Annotated in this window: 1 protein-coding gene; it reads right to left on the bottom strand. The window is 48.7% G+C overall.

Features of this window, described 5'->3' with window-relative positions; genetic code table 11:
• On the bottom strand, positions 1-622 hold a 622-nt coding region (locus tag SINDD18_RS11645), incomplete at both ends, for a hypothetical protein (RefSeq protein ID WP_241497335.1).

The following is a 622-nucleotide window of genomic DNA, read 5'->3' as shown; positions in this document are numbered from 1 at the left end:
TGCGCTTGTTGATGCAGATTCTGAAGCTGATGTTGATGCAGATTCTGATGCACTTGTGCTTGCTGATTCTGAAGCTGATGTGCTTGCTGACTCAGATGCGCTTGTGCTTGCTGACTCAGAGGCACTTGTTGATGCTGATTCTGAAGCTGATGTGCTTGCTGATTCAGAAGCTGATGTTGATGCTGACTCTGAAGCTGACGTGCTTGCTGACTCAGAGGCTGATGTGCTTGCTGATTCTGAAGCTGATGTTGACGCTGACTCAGAGGCACTTGTTGATGCTGATTCAGAAGCTGATGTGCTTGCTGATTCTGATGCGCTTGTGCTTGCTGACTCAGAGGCACTTGTTGATGCTGATTCAGATGCGCTTGTTGACGCTGACTCAGAGGCACTTGTTGATGCTGACTCTGATGCTGATGTGCTTGCTGATTCTGATGCGCTTGTGCTTGCTGATTCTGATGCTGATGTTGACGCTGACTCAGAGGCACTTGTTGACGCTGACTCAGAAGCTGATGTGCTTGCTGATTCTGAAGCTGATGTTGACGCTGACTCGGAGGCACTTGTTGATGCTGATTCAGATGCACTTGTTGATGCTGACTCAGAAGCTGATGTGCTTGCTGACTCA

The sequence above is a fragment of the Streptococcus infantis genome, assembly GCF_001579645.1.
Lineage (GTDB): Bacteria > Bacillota > Bacilli > Lactobacillales > Streptococcaceae > Streptococcus > Streptococcus infantis_E.
The sequence above is the reverse complement of the archived record's forward strand: the minus strand, read 5'-3'. Positions and strand labels throughout refer to the sequence as shown.